Here is a 15,899-nt window from a genome sequence, read left to right as displayed (position 1 = left end):
CGTCTAAGGCGCCCGTCCGGATGATCCGGCGGGCGCAAGCCATCAGGGGATTGCCGTGACGAGTACGCCCGCGATCGTTTCTTCTGGCCACCCTCCGAGCAGTCCGATCCCGGTTGCCGTCACCCTCGGTGCCTTGGGCGTCGTCTATGGCGACATCGGAACCAGCCCCCTCTACGCCCTCAAGGAAGCCGCCAAGGCCGCCACCCATGGCGGACCGCTCACCGAGAGCGCGGTGCTCGGCGTGGTCTCGCTGATCCTGTGGGCGCTGATCCTCATCATCTCGGTCAAATATGCGTTGCTGATCCTGCGCGCGGACAACCGCGGCGAAGGCGGCATCGTCGCCCTGCTGGCGCTGCTGTCGGCGCGCAACGCGGCGCCCGGCACCTGGCGCGCCCATCTTCTGGTCGTAGGCCTGATCGGCGCCGCGCTGCTCTACGGCGACGGCGCGATCACGCCGGCGATCTCGGTGCTGTCGGCGATCGAGGGCCTGAAGGTCGACGCGCCATCGCTGGCGCCGGCCGTGGTGCCGGTCACCGTCGTCATCCTGATCGGCCTGTTCATGATGCAGAAGCAGGGCACGGGCTTCATCGGCAAGATATTTGGCCCGGTGATGCTGTTCTGGTTCGGGGTGCTCGCAGTGCTGGGCATTCACGGCATCGTCAAGGCGCCCGGCGTGCTGGTTGCGCTGAGCCCCTTCTACGCATTCGATTTCCTGATCCATCAGGATTTTCACGTCAGCTTTGCCATTCTCGGCGCCGCCTTCCTCGCGGTCACCGGCGGTGAGGCGATGTATGCCGACATGGGGCATTTCGGCCGCTTTCCAATCCGGCTCGCCTGGTTCGCCATCTGCCTGCCCGCGCTGGTGCTGAATTATTTCGGCCAGGCCGGGCTCCTGATCACCGACCCGACCGCGATCGACAACCCGTTCTTCCAGCTGTCGCCCGACTGGGCGCATTACCCGCTCGTCCTGCTCGCGACCATCGCCACCGTGATCGCCTCGCAGGCCATCATCTCCGGCGTGTTCTCGCTGACCCAGCAGTCGATCCAGCTCGGCTTCCTGCCGCGCATGCATATCGAGCACACCACGAGCGATGCGATCGGCCAGATCTACGTGCCGCTGGTGAACTGGCTGCTCGCGGCCGGGACGCTCGGCGCGGTGCTGGCGTTCGGCACCTCGGACGCGCTGGCCGGCGCCTACGGCATCGCGGTGTCGCTGCTGATGGCGATCACCACCCTGCTCGCCGCGCTGGTCGCGATCCAGTGGGGCTATTCGCCGATCATCGTGATCGCGGTGAACGGCTTCTTCTTCATCATCGACGCGATCTTCTTTGCGGCAAACTCGACCAAGCTGTTCGAGGGCGGCTGGTTCCCGCTGCTGCTCGCGGCCGCGGTGGCGTTCCTGATGCTGACCTGGCGCAGCGGCGTGAAGCTGGTCGAGAAGGCGCGCGGCAAGCTGCGGCAGCCTGAAGAGGATCTGATCGAAACCGCCGTCAACAAATGCAGCGCCCGCCTGCCCGGCACCGCCGTGTTCCTGGCGTCGGCCCCCAACGGCGTGCCGCTCGCGCTGACCCAGTTCGTCAAGCACAACCACGTGCTGCATCAGCGCGTGCTGCTGGTCACCGTGCTGATCGAGGAGCGGCCGAGGATTTCCGATGAGGAGCGCGCCGAGGTGGTCGAGATCGTCCCGGGCATCACGCGGATCATCCTGCATTATGGCTTCATGCAGTATCCGACGATCTATGAGGGGCTGAAGCTCGCCTGCCAGCAGAGCAAGTTGCCTGGCATCGATCTTTCCGACGTGACCTATTACATCGGCCGCGAGACCATCATCCCGCGCGAGGACGTTCCGGGCATGTGGGTGTGGCGGGAATCGCTGTTCGCCTTCCTGCAGCGCAATGCGGAGCGGACGGCGGCATTCTTCGGCGTGCCGACCGGTCAGGTCGTGGAGTTCGGCACGGAGATCGAGATCTGATTTCAACTTCTGCGTAGCCCGGATGCAGCGAAGCGCAATCTGGGACAAGTGACGGCCGTATCGCAAGCCCCCGGATTTCGCTTCGCTGCATCCGGGCTTCTGTAACGGGCCTTTGTAAGTCAATCCCTTTTTGCGTGATCCACTCGCCGGGCACTTGCTTCTGTACGGGATCGGCGCGAAGGCCGTCGCCTGATGGGGTGCATTGAGGAGCCGGCCGGCCAATCTACGGAAGCGTGGTTGTGAGCCACTTCCCGGATGGCGGCCTGACCGGATCCATCGTCCCGGCGCAGGGACCTCGCTCAGGGAGAGCCTGGTGTCGTGGCCCGCCCAGAACCGATTGCTGCTCCTTGCTTAGGTTGCCGAGGCCTTGGCCATCGGGTTGAACGGTTTGGCGTCGGCGAGCATGCGATGCAGAACGACGGCGAGCTTGCGTGCGAGCGCCACCTTGGCCTTGCGCAGGCCTGCGCGCCGGGCGATCCGCATCGCCCAGCCTTTCAGCGCCGAGCAGTTCCTGACCGGCTTGGTCAGCATGACGTGAGCCGCCTGATAGAGCGCCTCGCGCACGGAGGCATCGCCGATCTTGCTGATGCGGCCGGTATAGTCGGTTTCGCCCGATTGGTACTTCTTCGGGGTGAGGCCAAAATGCGCTCCCGTCGCCTTCGAGGACCGGAAGCGCTTCGGGTCGTCGACCGCCGCGGCGTAGGTAAGCGCCACGATCGGGCCGACGGACGGTGTCGTCATCAGGAGGCGGGCTTGAGGGTGCGACCTGGCGAGCTTTTGGGTGTGCTTATCCAGGCCATTGAACTCGCGCCGCAGCACGGCGTGGGCTTCGAGCAGCGCCTGTGCCACGATCTCAAGTCCGGGATGGCCCGCTACGAGCTCCCGGATGCGTTCGGCGAACGTGCGCTCGGTGGTCGTGCCGACCTTCAGACCGAAGCCGCGGAGCACGCCGCGCAGGCTGTTCTCGATGTCGCGCAGCTTGGACTGCAGCAGCTTGCGTGCCGTCAGAACCGCCCGCGTCTCCTGCGCTTCGATCGACTTGCAGTGCACCGGCCGGAACCAGCCCAGCCGCATCAGTTGCGCGATCCCGCGGGCATCGTTGCGGTCCGACTTCACCGGCATCGCCTTGAAGGCATCGCGGACGTGCCGCGTCTCCAACAGTTCGACTGCCAGGCCCGCATCCCGCATCGCTGCGTAGAGCCATTGCGACAGCGGACCAGCCTCCAGCCCGATCCGTTCCAGCACCAACCCCAGCGACCGCAACCAGGTGATCAAGGCCTCCGGCTCACTCGCAACCCTCGCCTCGCGCAAAATCTTACCTGTCCCATCGACAAGGCAGACGCTCGAGCATTCCAAAGACACGTCGATTCCTGCATAGTGGTACATGGTCGTCCCTTAATGATGCTTGGAGCGGGCTTGCCCGACTCCGTTTATTGACACCATCAGTTTGAGGGACGACCGCCTTCCAACCAACAGGCCGCTCGCGAGCGCGCTTCCAAATCGCGCCGTAGCGAGCGGGCGGCCGGCCCGTTACCCCATCTACGAGTGATCTCCGGGAATGTCAGACGATCCGCCCCTTCAGCTGAAGCCGCGGCTGGCGGTCTCGATCGACCAGGCGCAGGCCATCATCAACCGAGTCGCGCCGGGCGCAACGGTGCGCGACGTCATCGAGCTGCGCGGCGGCGAGATCAGCACGATCCTCGAGATCGTGCTGGCGGACGCGCCGGGCTGCATCCTCAAGGTCTACCCGGCGCAGCTGCAATGGAAGATGGCGAAGGAGGTCCACGTCCTAGGGCTGTTGCGCGCGGTCGACATCCCTGTTCCCCGTATTCTCGTCGCCGACGACACGCGCTCGGTGATCGACCTCAGCTTCGTGCTGATGACGAAGCTCGACGGCGTGGTGCTCGGCGGCCGCGAGCCGGCCCTGACTGATCAGCAACTGTTTGTGATCTACGCCGCCATGGGCGAAGCGCTCCGCCGCATCAACGACGTCACGCTCGACAGCTTCGGCTATATCGGCCCGCGCGGGGTCTGGACGCCGCACCCGACCAACCGCGCCTACATGTCCGCCCAGTTCGAGCGAAAGCTGACGGAGTTTTGCACGCGCGGCGGCGACCCGGCGCTGGCCGGGCGGCTCCGGCACAGCATTGCCGCACGCAGCGACCTGTTCGACGCCGCCGACCGGCCCCGCCTGTGCCACTACGATCTCCATGCCGGAAACATGCTGGTGACGCCGGAAGGCACACCGCAACTCTCAGGCATCGTCGATTTCGAGAATGCCACCGCCGGCGATCCCCTGATGGATATCGCCAAGGCGCTCTATTACTTCACGCCGAAGGATGCGCCCAAGCGCGACGGATTGCTCGCGGGCCACGGCACCCGCGACCGCCCCGACTGGGAAGCCACGATCGCGCTCTACCGGCTCGCCTGCACGCTCGAGCTCTGGTGCTGGTTCGCCCAGATCGGCCGGGCGGACGCGCTCTCCGGCCTCACCAGAGAACTCGAGAATTCGGCCGGTCAGGGCTTGGCTCATTGACCCAAATCGGACGTCGACATCGAAGGGCCTGAAGGTCTATTCGCCCGCCGCGAGACGACGAATGCCGGATGCAGTCAGGCCGAGTTCACCGAGCCGTCTGACTGCGTAGCCGAGACCGACAAGGCGCTCCCAGTGCAACTGGGGAATCTCCCGTTGCGCTTCGCCCTTGCCGACCTCGACCAGGGAGGCGAACTCGTCCGAACTGAGGGCTTGGGGATGATCCGTCACGACGCGGCCTCGTCGGTCCAGACCTTGAACGAAATCAGCGTGTTTGGCCCAAACGTCTGCGTGATCGGAACGTCGGACGCATCCCGTCCATGTGCGATCAGAACCCGGCCGATCCGCGGCACGTTGTTGCGCGGATCGAACATATGCCAACGCCCGCCGATATAGGCCTCGAACCAGCCGGCGAAATCACCGGCTGCCCAAGGCAGCGGGGTGCCGATGTCGCTGAGATAGCCGGTGCAATAGCGCGCCGGAATGTTCATGCAGCGGCAGAAGGCAATAGCGAGATGCGCGTAGTCGCGGCACACGCCCTTGCATTCGTTGAAGGCCTCCCACGCCGTCTTGGTGGCGCGGGCGTGCTCGTAGCCGAAAGTGATGTGGCGATGGACGAAATCGCAAATGGCCTGGACCCGCGGCCAGCCCGGCGGCGTGGCCTCGAACAGCTTCCATGCGATTTCCGACAGCCGGTCGGTCTCGCAATAGCGGCTGCCAAGCAGATAGACCAGCGTGTCCGACGGCAGGTCCTCGACCGCGTGCTGGCCGGCCGAAGCAAACACCGGATCAGGCTCGCCGCTGTCGCGCACGACGCCATCGGCCGCCAGCCGCATCGGACCGGCCGGCGCAACGATACGGCTGCACCAATTGCCGAATCCGTCGCGATACGGCGTGATCGGCACTGAGGGGGTAGTGGTCAGGTAGTCGGGGACGATGATGTCGGACGCGCGCGTGAAGTGCGTGCCCAGCACCATGATGATGGGCGTCGGCTGCGGGAACTCGTAGTGCATTTCGAATCCGACGCGAAGCTTCATCCGAAATACATCCTCTTTGCACCACCGACATGGCTACGAAGCGGGCGAATACAAGGTACGATCTGCCTCGTCGGACAAATACCCGCATCGCGCGAGAAAATGATGGCTATTTGCCGCAATAGCGCGCAGGAACGGCAGCGCTTGCCGAGCTGGCGCGGCTTGCCAGCGCGACTCGAACCCGACGAATGTTCGAGTCGGATGCTTGAAAGCCTCCTCCGTGCGTTCGACACAGTTTCGGAACGCGCTCACCGAAAGACCCTGATGCAAAATCTCTCGCCTCGCCACGTCAAGACTGAAGAGTCCGTCCGCCTCGGCGTGATTTCCGGTTGGTACTCCACAAAGGTCAGCGGAACATTCGTGACGGGCCCGCATGACACCGAAGCCGATTGCCTGCGTAAAATCGCCGAGATCGATCCGCCACCGCCGCCGCCGAAGAAGAAGAGATAACCCCTGCTCGACCAAATCGGCCGCACTGGCAGACGGGCCGCCCAGGACGCATATCGGCAAGATGGCCAAACAAAGCCGCGTTCGCCTCCTTGAGGTTACCGTGATTGCGCAGAACGAGCCCACGCGCTGGAAATGGTATATTTCCGAAGGCGGTCTTGAGCTCGTGCACGGCTACGCGACGTCACGCGAAACAGCGCAAAGAGACGGCGATAACGCACTGTTCACAATGCTATCTGCCTCCCAAACGCCCTGAGCGGGTCGCTTTTCGACGAACAGAGAAGCAAGTGCCTCAAGCTCGGCGAAACGACGCACAGGCGCAGCCCGGCCCGCCCAGGCAATCAGGCATGTATCAACCCGCGGCGGGGGCCTGACCTCGAGCCGCATGCAACGAACCACGTTCGAGAACGGCCTTACTCGCCGTTGCCGTTCGCGCCGTTTTCCTCTTCTGGAATATGCTCGACCGAGACCACGTGCTCGTCCTCGGCGGTGTCGAACACGATCACGCCCTGGGTGGAGCGGCCGGCGACGCGGATGTCGGCCACCGGGCAGCGGATCAGCTGGCCCTTGTCGGTGACCAGCATGATCTGGTCGGCGTCCTCGACCGGGAACGACGCCACCAAATTGCCGTTGCGGTTGTTGACGCTCATCGCGACGATGCCTTTGCCGCCGCGGCCGGTGGTGCGGTACTCGTAGGACGAGGTCCGCTTGCCGAAGCCGTTGACGGAGACCGTGAGCACCACCTGCTCGGCCGCCGACAGCTCGGCATAGCGCTCCTGCGACAGCTGGATCGCATTCGCCGCCTCTTCGCCTTCCGCCTCGACCGGCTCCTCGGCCCCAGTCTCGCCGGCCACCGCGCGGCGCATCTTCAAGTACGCCGAGCGCTCGTCCGAGGTCGTCTCGACATGGCGCAGGATCGAGAGCGAGATCAGCTTGTCGGCGTCGGCCAGTGCAATGCCGCGCACGCCCATCGAGGTGCGGCCGGTGAAGACGCGCACATCGGTGACCGGGAAACGGATGCACTGCCCGCCCGCGGCGGTCAGCAGCACGTCGTCACGTTCGGTGCAGATCTGCACGTCGACGATCGCCTCGCCCTCCCCGAGCTTCATGGCAATGATGCCGGAGCGGCGGACATCGACGAAGTCGGACAGCTTGTTGCGGCGAACGGTGCCGCTGGTGGTCGCGAACATCACGTCGAGATTGCCCCAGGAGGATTCATCCTCCGGCAACGGCATGATCGTGGTGATACGCTCGCCCTGCTCCAGCGGCAGGATGTTGATCAGCGCCTTGCCGCGCGCGTTCGGCGCTGCCATCGGCAGCCGCCAGACCTTCTCCTTGTAGACCTGGCCGCGCGAGGAGAAGAACAGCACCGGCGTGTGGGTGGAGGCCACGAACAGGCGCGAGACGAAATCCTCGTCGCGGGTCTGCATGCCGGCGCGGCCCTTGCCGCCGCGGCGCTGCGCCCGGTAGGCCGAGAGCGGCACGCGCTTGACATAGCCGGCGTGCGACACCGTCACGACCATGTCCTCGCGCTGGATCAGGTCCTCGTCCTCGACCTCGCCTTCCTGCTCGATGATCACGGTCTTGCGCGGGGTTGCGAACTGCTGCTTCACCTCGGCCAGTTCGGTCTTGATGATCGCCTGAACGCGGGCGCGAGACCGCAGGATGTCGAGATAGTCGGCGATCTCCGCCGCGAGCTTGTCGAGCTCTTCGGAGATCTCGTCCCGCCCCAGAGCGGTCAGGCGCTGCAGCCGCAGGTCGAGGATGGCCTTGGCCTGCTCCATCGACAGCCGGAGCGTACCGTCGTCATTGATGCGATGCCGGGGATCGTCGATCAGCGTGATCATCGCCTCGACGTCGCGCGCCGGCCAGTCGCGCGACATCAGGGACTCGCGCGCCGTGTTCGGATCGGGCGAGGTTCTGATGACGCGGATCATTTCATCGATATTGGCGACCGCGATCGCAAGGCCGACCAGGATATGGGCGCGGTCGCGCGCCTTGCCGAGCAGGAATTTGGTCCGCCGGGTCACCACCTGCTCGCGGAACGCGACGAAGATGGTGAGCAGGTCCTTCAGATTCATCGTCTGCGGACGACCGGAATCCAGCGCCAGCATGTTGGCGGGGAAGTTCGACTGCAGCGGCGTGAACCGATAGAGCTGGTTGAGCACCACATCGGGCACCGCTTCGCGCTTCAGCTCGATGACGACGCGATAGCCGTCGCGGTCGGACTCGTCGCGCAGATCGCCAATGCCCTCGATCTTCTTCTCTTTCACCAGGTCGGCGATACGCTCGACCATCGTCGCCTTGTTCACCTGATAGGGAATTTCGGTGATGATGATCGCTTCACGGTCCTTGCGGATGGTGTCGATCGCCACCTTGCCGCGCATTACGATCGAGCCGCGGCCGAGGTGATAGGCCGAGCGGATGCCCTGGCGTCCCAGGATGACGCCACCGGTTGGGAAATCCGGTCCCGGAATGATGTTGATGAGCTCGTCGATCGAAAGCGCCGGGTTGTCGATCAGCGCCACACAGGCGTCGACGACCTCGCCGAGATTGTGCGGCGGGATGTTGGTCGCCATGCCGACCGCGATGCCGCCCGCGCCGTTGACCAGAAGGTTCGGGAACCTGGCCGGCAGAACCGACGGCTCCTGCTCGGAATTGTCGTAGTTCGGCTGGAAATCGACGGTTTCCATGTCGATGTCGGCGAGAACGGCGAGCGCCGCCTTCGTCAGCCGTGCCTCGGTATATCGATAGGCCGCAGGCGGATCGCCGTCGACCGAGCCGAAATTGCCCTGTCCGTCGATCAGCGGCACGCGCAGCGAGAAGTCCTGCGCCATCCGGACCATCGCGTCGTAAATCGACTGGTCGCCGTGCGGGTGATATTTACCGATCACGTCGCCGACGACGCGCGCGGATTTTACGTACTTCTTGTCCGGCGTATGTCCCTGCTCATGCATCGAGTAGAGAATGCGCCGGTGCACCGGCTTCAGCCCGTCGCGCGCATCGGGCAGCGCACGCGACACGATCACGCTCATCGCGTAATCGAGGTAGGACTTCTTCATCTCGTCGAGAATGGAAACGGGACGAATATCTGAGGGCACCGGCGGCTCGCCGGGCTTGTCGTCTTCGGGTTCGGACAAAGGGGAAATCCGGTCAGTTCTGCTGGGGAATCATATAGCGTATCGAGGGCCTGATAACCACCCTTACGCGGCTCCGGCAAGCCGTTTTTCCCTTCGTTTTTTCATGCACTTACCGGCGACATTGCAGGTTCCCGGCGGGCCCGCTCTGCGTGGCGAATGCGAGCTGACGAAGACCGGGCGGAACGGCTTCGCAATGCCCTTTTTCGCTCAGTTACTGGCCGAAGATCACGGCATGCATGATCCGCCCGGGCATGAAGGTGAACAGCCCGGCAATGACCAGCGCGCCGAAGAAAATGCCGATCATCGTGAACTTGTGGCGGCGGACATTGTGGCTCCGTGCCGCCGTCACGCCGAGCACCAGCATCGCCAGCGAGAAGATCGACAGCAGGTGGATCGGGCTCCACGGGCCCAGCAGCCGGATCTGGTGGATCCAGAACGAGCTCCCGGCGACGATCAGCATCAGGATCACCCAGATCCAGCCGAGCGTCCGGTGCGGCAGCGTGCCCTTCGGTGCGGCGAGCTGAATCGAGCCGAGCACGAAGGCGGCCATCGCCGCGAAGGCATGGAGCGGGATCGCAGGCGCAGCGTCGAGCAATGGCGCGAGGCTCATGATAGCGGCCCTCGGGTGATGCGCGCGGCCAGGCATCGCTCGCCGCAGGCCGATGTAAATATCATTCACATCAGCCTGTGTCAAAGCACGGGGAACCCCCGAAGGCCTCTTCCGACAATCACGTAATATCAGATTGATACGAGGTTATCCTCATAATCCACACAAAGGACCTCCCTCGCGCGTCGTACCGCCGCCCCGGGAAATGATCTTCACGGGGGTGACGCCTGACAGAATGTGGGAGGCGCGATCCCGTCAGAACGGGATGTCGTCGTCCATATCGCTGTTGCGGCCACCTGCGGCGACTGCACGGCGCGGCGCCGAGCTGACCGGTCCGGCCGAGCCGAAATCGCTGCCGCCATCATCGGAGAAGCTACCGCCTCCGCCGCTGCGCCCGTCGAGCATCGTCAGGTTGGAGTTGAAGCCCTGCAGCACGACCTCGGTCGAGTACTTCTCGACGCCGCTCTGGTCGGTCCATTTGCGGGTCTGCAACTGACCCTCGATGTACACCTTGGCGCCCTTCTTCAGATACTGCTCGGCGACCTTGCAGAGACCTTCGTTGAAGATCACGACGCGGTGCCACTCGGTCTTTTCCTTGCGCTCGCCGGTGCCCTTGTCGCGCCAGGTTTCCGAAGTGGCGATCGACAGATTTGCGATCGGACGGCCGTCCTGCGTCCGCCGGATTTCCGGATCCTTGCCGAGGTTCCCAACCAGGATCACCTTGTTCACGCTTCCCGCCATCGCATCATCTCCACTCAAAAACCGGGCGCCGGACATCGGCCGCCACTCTCAACCTTCGCCACTTACATTGCAGGCGTCGTGGATGACCCTATACGCCGGCGCCGGCCCGACGCCTTTGCCGTCGCGCGGTTATCCACGATTATTGAGATCGAGATATAGCACCGCCGCCGGCATTGTTCCAGTTTTGTTCACCACAACCTGCCGTAGCAGCCGGCGACGGCGTTGGCGCGGCCGCCGGTCACGGGATCAGCGGTCGCCTCGCGGCGATCACTCAGACTAATTGCAATAAAATCAGTATCTTGTTCTGTCGGCACTTCTTCCGCGAGTGTTGCATTTGGGAGACGGCGCTTCCGGTTGAATCAGCGTATAGATTCCAACCATGGCGCGGGCGCTCGCGTCTGAGATCGTGCTTCGGGACCAGTTGGAAGCCGATTTGGGAAGCTGGGGATTGATGATGAAGAAGTTTTTGCTCGCGACCGTTGCTCTGATTGCGTTCGCCGCGCCTGCGGCGGCAGCCGATCTGGCAGCCCGCCCCTACACCAAGGCGCCGCCGATGATCGCCGCCGTCTATGACTGGAGCGGCTTCTATATCGGCGCCAACGGCGGTTGGGGTTCGAGCCACAATTGCTGGGATCAGCTCCCGGGCGGCACTTTCATCGGATCGGATGGTTGCCACGATGCGACGGGCGGCGTCGCCGGTGGCCAGATCGGCTATCGCTGGCAGGCGGGCACCTGGGTGTTCGGCCTCGAAGCGCAGGGCGACTGGGCTGACCTGAAGGGCAGCAACGGCAGCGCGATCTTCCCGGGCCTGTTCACCAACCAGAGCAAGATCGACGCGTTCGGCCTGTTCACCGGCCAGATCGGCTACGCGGTCAACAACGTGCTGCTCTACGCCAAGGGCGGTGCGGCGCTGACCGACAACCGCTTCAGCACCTACTTCACGCCGACCGGCGCGCTCGGCGGCCGCGCCACCGACACCCGCTGGGGTGGCACCATCGGCGCCGGCATCGAAGTCGGCTTCGCGCCGAACTGGACCGCCGGTATCGAATACGACCACCTGTTCATGCAGGACAAAACCTACAACCTCACCACCCCGAATGGCGCGCTGTTCAGCACCATCCGCGACCGCCAGGACGTCGACCTCGTCACCGTCCGCGTGAACTACAAGTGGGGTGGCCCGGTCGTTGCGCGCTACTGATCGCACGCAGCGGATCTGATCCAGACGAAAGGCCGGCGTTGCGCCGGCCTTTTTGTTTGCGCGATCGATTCAAATACTGAGCCGGATACCGTCCGCGCGACGGTTGATTTCCATCGAGCCAGCCTCGTGCCAACTCTCCTATTGGTACGTGCGCACCTCGCGCGCTCGTTTTCCGTGCATTGTGGTTTCCTGGTTACACAACCTCCGCGATCTCTGTGTAGAAACATGTGATCGTCACGCAATGCTGTGACGCTCTCTTCGAATGTTTGAAGTGACCACAAGAAAATGGGCAAGAAAACGGGACTCGGACTTTGAAAATCAGGAATGTTTTGCTGGCATCGGCCGGCATGCTCGCACTGAGCGCTCTTGCACCCGCGATGGCCGCCGACATGGCTGCACGCGCCCCCTACGTGAAGGCTCCGCCGCCGGCCGCGATCTACAACTGGACCGGCTTCTACATCGGCGGCTTCGGTGGCTATGCCAGCGAGGATTCCGGCAATCCGAAGATGGAAGGCGGCTTCGCCGGCGGCACCATCGGCTACAACTGGCAGACCAGCAACATCGTGTACGGCCTCGAGGCCGACGGTGGCTGGGCTGACGTCAGTGCTTCCGCCACCGGATTCGGCATCACCGCGACGAGCAAGACCGACGCGCTCGGCACCGTGCGTGGCCGCCTCGGCTTCGCGACAAGGTGCTGTTCTACGGCACCGGCGGCTACGCCTGGATCGACAACAAGCTCACCCTTAGCGGCTTTGGCCTGACCACCTCGCAGAGCCACTTCCACTCCGGCTGGACCGTCGGCGCGGGCATCGAGGCCTTCATCGCTCCGCAGTGGTCGATCAAGGGCGAGTACCTGTATCGCAGCCTGAGCAGCGAGGACTATTTCGGCGTGCCCTCCGGCGACCTCAACCTGCATAGCGTCCAGTTCGGCGTGAACTATCACTTCGGCGGCCCGATCGTCGCCAAGTACTGAGTGAACGACAGACCGCAAGGTCTCGGAAAGGCCGGCCTCGCGCCGGCCTTTTTTGCGCCTGGGAACCAGCCCTGCTGACGGCTGCTGCCATCAGGCAAACTATCCGTTGATGGAGACGACTCAGCACTGGAAATCTGCCGCCGTTCTTCCTACGTTCCAGTCTTCTCACCCATCGGCGCAAGGTCCCGGCATCACCGGCGATGCGCGCCCAAAAGGCGCCCGATCATGCGCCCGGAATTGTCGCAATGGATGAAGTGCTCAAGGCGAAGCGCCAACAGAACGCCGGCTCCTCATCGCGCGCCATCACGATCCGCGGCGCGCGCGAACACAATCTGAAGAACATCGACGTCGAGATTCCGCGCGACAGACTGGTCGTGTTCACCGGTCTGTCCGGCTCCGGCAAGTCGTCGCTCGCATTCGACACCATCTATGCCGAGGGCCAGCGCCGCTACGTCGAGTCGCTGTCGGCCTATGCGCGCCAGTTCCTCGAGATGATGCAGAAGCCCGACGTCGACCAGATCGACGGCTTATCTCCTGCGATCTCGATCGAGCAGAAGACGACGTCGAAGAACCCGCGCTCCACCGTCGGCACCGTCACCGAGATCTACGACTACATGCGCCTGTTGTGGGCCCGCGTCGGCGTGCCCTATTCGCCGGCCACTGGGCTGCCGATCGAGAGCCAGATCGTCTCGCAGATGGTCGACCGCGTGCTGGCGCTCCCCGAGGGCACCCGCCTCTATCTGCTGGCGCCGGTCGTGCGCGGCCGCAAGGGCGAGTACAAGAAGGAGCTCGCCGAGTACCTCAAGAAGGGCTTTCAGCGCGTCAAGATCGACGGCACCTTCTACGAGCTGTCGGAGGCGCCCGCGCTCGACAAGAAATTCCCGCACGACATCGACGTCGTGGTCGACCGCATCGTGGTGCGCCCCGACCTTTCGCAGCGCCTCGCGGAAAGTTTTGAGACCGCGCTGAAGCTCGCCGAAGGCCTCGCCGTGATCGAATACGCCGACGCGCCGGCGGCGGCTGCGCAGGACGAGAAGAAAGAGGACAAGAAGAAGACCGCAAAGATCCACGACAAGAGCGGCCCCGAACGAATCCTGTTCTCGGAAAAATTCGCCTGTCCGGTTTCGGGCTTCACGATCCCCGAGATCGAGCCCAGACTCTTTTCGTTCAACAATCCCTATGGCGCGTGCCCGGCCTGCGGCGGCCTCGGCGTCGAACAGCATATCGACGAGGATCTCGTCATCCCCGACAAGGAGCTGACCTTGCGCAAGGGCGCGATCGCGCCCTGGGCGAAATCCTCCTCGCCCTATTACATCCAGACCCTGACCGCGCTCGGCAAGCACTACAAGTTCACGCTCGACACCAAGTGGAAGGACCTGCCCAAGAAGGTGCAGGCCGCGCTGCTGCACGGCTCCGGCGACGACGAGATCAAGTTCTCCTATGAGGATGGCGTCCGCTCCTACGACACCAAGAAGCCGTTCGAGGGCGTCATCACCAACATCAACCGCCGCTACCGCGAGACCGAGAGCGAGTGGGCGCGCGAGGAGCTCGGCAAGTATTTCTCCGACGTGCCCTGCGCCGGCTGCAACGGCTACCGGCTGAAGCCGGAGGCGCTGTGCGTCAAGATCGGGGCTAAGCACATCGGCGAGATCTCGGAGCTCTCAGTCAGGCGCGCCGGCGAATGGTTCGAGACGGTGCCGGCGGCACTCAACGCGCAGCAGAACGAAATCGCCGCGCGTATCCTCAAGGAGATCCGCGAGCGCCTGACCTTCCTGCTCGACGTCGGCCTGAACTACCTGACGCTGTCGCGCTCCTCCGGCACGCTGTCGGGCGGCGAGAGCCAGCGCATCCGCCTGGCGTCGCAGATCGGCTCGGGACTGACTGGCGTGCTCTACGTGCTGGACGAACCCTCGATCGGCCTGCACCAGCGCGACAATGCCCGCCTGCTCGACACGTTGAAGCGGCTGCGCGACCTCGGCAACACGGTCGTCGTGGTCGAGCATGACGAGGACGCGATCCGCCTCGCCGATTATGTGCTCGACATCGGCCCCGGCGCCGGCATGCATGGCGGCCACATCGTGGCCGAAGGCACGCCCGACCAGATCATGCGCAACCCGAAATCGCTGACCGGCAAATACCTGACCGGCGAGCTGTCGGTTGCGATCCCGGACCGGCGGCCGCCGAACCACCGGCGCACCATCAAGGTGATCAACGCCCGCGGCAACAATCTGAAGAACGTCTCGGCCGAGATCCCGCTCGGCCTGTTCACCTGTGTCACCGGCGTCTCCGGCGGCGGCAAGTCGACATTGCTGATCGACACGCTGTACCGCGCGATCGCCCGCAAGCTCAACAACGCCAGCGAAGGCGCCGCACCGCACGACCGTATCGAGGGCCTCGAGCACATCGACAAGATCATCGACATCGATCAGTCGCCGATCGGCCGCACGCCGCGCTCGAACCCCGCGACCTATACCGGCGCCTTCACGCCGATCCGCGAATGGTTCGCCGGCCTGCCGGAGGCGAAGGCGCGCGGCTACGAGCCCGGGCGCTTCTCCTTCAACGTCAAGGGCGGCCGCTGCGAGGCCTGCCAGGGCGACGGCGTCATCAAGATCGAGATGCACTTCCTGCCCGACGTCTACGTCACCTGCGACACCTGCAAGGGCAAGCGCTACAACCGCGAGACCCTGGAGGTGCTGTTCAAGGGCAAGAGCATCGCCGACGTGCTCGACATGACGGTCGAGGAAGCCGCCGAATTCTTCAAGGCGGTGCCGCGCGTGCGCGAGACCTTCCAGACCCTGCACCGCGTCGGCCTCGACTACATCCATGTCGGCCAGCAGGCCACCACGCTGTCCGGCGGCGAAGCCCAGCGCGTCAAGCTGGCAAAGGAGCTGTCAAAGCGCGCCACCGGCCGCACGCTCTACATCCTGGACGAGCCGACCACCGGCCTGCACTTCCACGATGTGGCAAAGCTGCTCGAGGTGCTGCACGAGCTGGTCGCCCAGGGCAACACGGTCGTCGTGATCGAGCACAATCTCGAGGTCATCAAGACCGCCGACTGGGTGATCGACCTCGGCCCCGAAGGCGGCGACGGCGGCGGCGAGATCGTCGCCTGGGGCCCGCCGGAGGACATCGTCAAGGCGCCGAGGAGCTACACCGGCAAATTCCTGGCACCGGTGCTGAAGAAGGCGAACAGCAAGCCGAGGAAGAGCAGCGCGAGCGAGGCGGCGGAGTAGTTTGGGGATCCCTGACGTCCC

At 64.3% G+C, this 15,899-nt stretch carries 11 protein-coding genes and 1 pseudogene; 6 read left to right on the top strand and 6 right to left on the bottom strand.

What is annotated here, in order from left to right:
* Nucleotides 1–73 precede the first annotated feature (73 nt).
* Nucleotides 74–1,972 carry a potassium transporter Kup gene (locus tag WDM24_RS19665; RefSeq protein ID WP_166306780.1) on the top strand — a complete coding sequence of 633 codons (1,899 nt, stop codon included), beginning with the start codon at nt 74–76 and terminating at the stop codon, nt 1,970–1,972.
* A 351-nt stretch (nt 1,973–2,323) separates the two neighbouring features.
* On the opposite strand, the gene WDM24_RS19660 is transcribed toward WDM24_RS19665, so the two are convergent.
* Complete coding sequence (locus tag WDM24_RS19660; protein ID WP_338826979.1) at nt 2,324–3,358, bottom strand: IS110 family transposase; 1,035 nt, start codon at nt 3,356–3,358, stop codon at nt 2,324–2,326.
* Nucleotides 3,359–3,530: 172 nt separating this feature from the next.
* On the opposite strand from WDM24_RS19660, the gene WDM24_RS19655 reads away from it, so the two are divergent.
* Nucleotides 3,531–4,508 carry an aminoglycoside phosphotransferase family protein gene (locus tag WDM24_RS19655; protein ID WP_338832149.1) on the top strand — a complete coding sequence of 326 codons (978 nt, stop codon included), beginning with the start codon at nt 3,531–3,533 and terminating at the stop codon, nt 4,506–4,508.
* A 36-nt stretch (nt 4,509–4,544) separates the two neighbouring features.
* On the opposite strand, the gene WDM24_RS19650 is transcribed toward WDM24_RS19655, so the two are convergent.
* Together WDM24_RS19650 and WDM24_RS19645 are read right to left on the bottom strand one after the other, a co-directional pair.
* A complete protein-coding gene (locus WDM24_RS19650; protein WP_166295751.1) occupies nt 4,545–4,736 on the bottom strand; it encodes a hypothetical protein in 192 nt (63 codons plus the stop codon).
* Nucleotides 4,733–5,542, bottom strand: coding sequence for a transglutaminase family protein (locus WDM24_RS19645; protein ID WP_338832148.1), 810 nt, complete (start codon nt 5,540–5,542; stop codon nt 4,733–4,735). Before WDM24_RS19645 ends, WDM24_RS19650 begins: the two co-directional genes overlap by 4 nt.
* A gap of 261 nt (nt 5,543–5,803) precedes the next feature.
* On the opposite strand from WDM24_RS19645, the gene WDM24_RS19640 reads away from it, so the two are divergent.
* The gene (locus WDM24_RS19640; protein ID WP_029082652.1) at nt 5,804–5,989 is read left to right on the top strand and encodes a hypothetical protein; all 186 of its coding nucleotides are present in this window, start codon (nt 5,804–5,806) and stop codon (nt 5,987–5,989) included.
* Nucleotides 5,990–6,399: 410 nt separating this feature from the next.
* Here the strand turns inward: WDM24_RS19640 and gyrA are convergent, their stop codons facing one another.
* From gyrA to WDM24_RS19625, 3 genes are all read right to left on the bottom strand, one after another.
* Nucleotides 6,400–9,126 carry a DNA gyrase subunit A gene (gyrA, locus tag WDM24_RS19635; RefSeq protein WP_166295756.1) on the bottom strand — a complete coding sequence of 909 codons (2,727 nt, stop codon included), beginning with the start codon at nt 9,124–9,126 and terminating at the stop codon, nt 6,400–6,402.
* Nucleotides 9,127–9,337: 211 nt separating this feature from the next.
* Nucleotides 9,338–9,736, bottom strand: a complete 399-nt coding sequence (locus WDM24_RS19630; protein WP_166306783.1) for a DUF2306 domain-containing protein — start codon at nt 9,734–9,736, stop codon at nt 9,338–9,340.
* A 252-nt stretch (nt 9,737–9,988) separates the two neighbouring features.
* A complete protein-coding gene (locus WDM24_RS19625; protein ID WP_029082655.1) occupies nt 9,989–10,474 on the bottom strand; it encodes a single-stranded DNA-binding protein in 486 nt (161 codons plus the stop codon).
* A gap of 454 nt (nt 10,475–10,928) precedes the next feature.
* Between WDM24_RS19625 and WDM24_RS19620 the strand changes: the two genes are divergently transcribed.
* From WDM24_RS19620 to uvrA, 3 genes and pseudogenes are all read left to right on the top strand, one after another.
* Nucleotides 10,929–11,672 carry an outer membrane protein gene (locus tag WDM24_RS19620; RefSeq protein WP_166205149.1) on the top strand — a complete coding sequence of 248 codons (744 nt, stop codon included), beginning with the start codon at nt 10,929–10,931 and terminating at the stop codon, nt 11,670–11,672.
* Between the two features lie 317 nt (nt 11,673–11,989).
* Nucleotides 11,990–12,645, top strand: a pseudogene (locus tag WDM24_RS19615) (outer membrane protein).
* A gap of 245 nt (nt 12,646–12,890) precedes the next feature.
* A complete protein-coding gene (gene uvrA, locus WDM24_RS19610; RefSeq protein ID WP_338700930.1) occupies nt 12,891–15,878 on the top strand; it encodes an excinuclease ABC subunit UvrA in 2,988 nt (995 codons plus the stop codon).
* Nucleotides 15,879–15,899 lie beyond the last annotated feature (21 nt).

It is taken from the genome of Bradyrhizobium sp. 27S5 (assembly GCF_037217225.1).
In the GTDB taxonomy this organism is placed as follows: domain Bacteria; phylum Pseudomonadota; class Alphaproteobacteria; order Rhizobiales; family Xanthobacteraceae; genus Bradyrhizobium; species Bradyrhizobium septentrionale.
Note: the sequence above shows the minus strand (reverse complement) of the source record. Positions and strands in the feature narration are given on the sequence as shown.

Bases quoted from the DNA above. Each gene is read 5' to 3' on its own strand.
- WDM24_RS19645 (WP_338832148.1), bottom strand. From the start codon at position 5,542: ATGAAGCTTCGCGTCGGATTCGAAATGCACTACGAGTTCCCGCAGCCG.
- WDM24_RS19625 (WP_029082655.1), bottom strand. From the start codon at position 10,474: ATGGCGGGAAGCGTGAACAAGGTGATCCTGGTTGGGAACCTCGGCAAG.
- uvrA (WP_338700930.1), top strand. From the start codon at position 12,891: ATGGATGAAGTGCTCAAGGCGAAGCGCCAACAGAACGCCGGCTCCTCA.
- WDM24_RS19630 (WP_166306783.1), bottom strand. From the start codon at position 9,736: ATGAGCCTCGCGCCATTGCTCGACGCTGCGCCTGCGATCCCGCTCCAT.
- WDM24_RS19620 (WP_166205149.1), top strand. From the start codon at position 10,929: ATGAAGAAGTTTTTGCTCGCGACCGTTGCTCTGATTGCGTTCGCCGCG.
- WDM24_RS19640 (WP_029082652.1), top strand. From the start codon at position 5,804: ATGCAAAATCTCTCGCCTCGCCACGTCAAGACTGAAGAGTCCGTCCGC.
- WDM24_RS19660 (WP_338826979.1), bottom strand. From the start codon at position 3,358: ATGTACCACTATGCAGGAATCGACGTGTCTTTGGAATGCTCGAGCGTC.
- WDM24_RS19655 (WP_338832149.1), top strand. From the start codon at position 3,531: ATGTCAGACGATCCGCCCCTTCAGCTGAAGCCGCGGCTGGCGGTCTCG.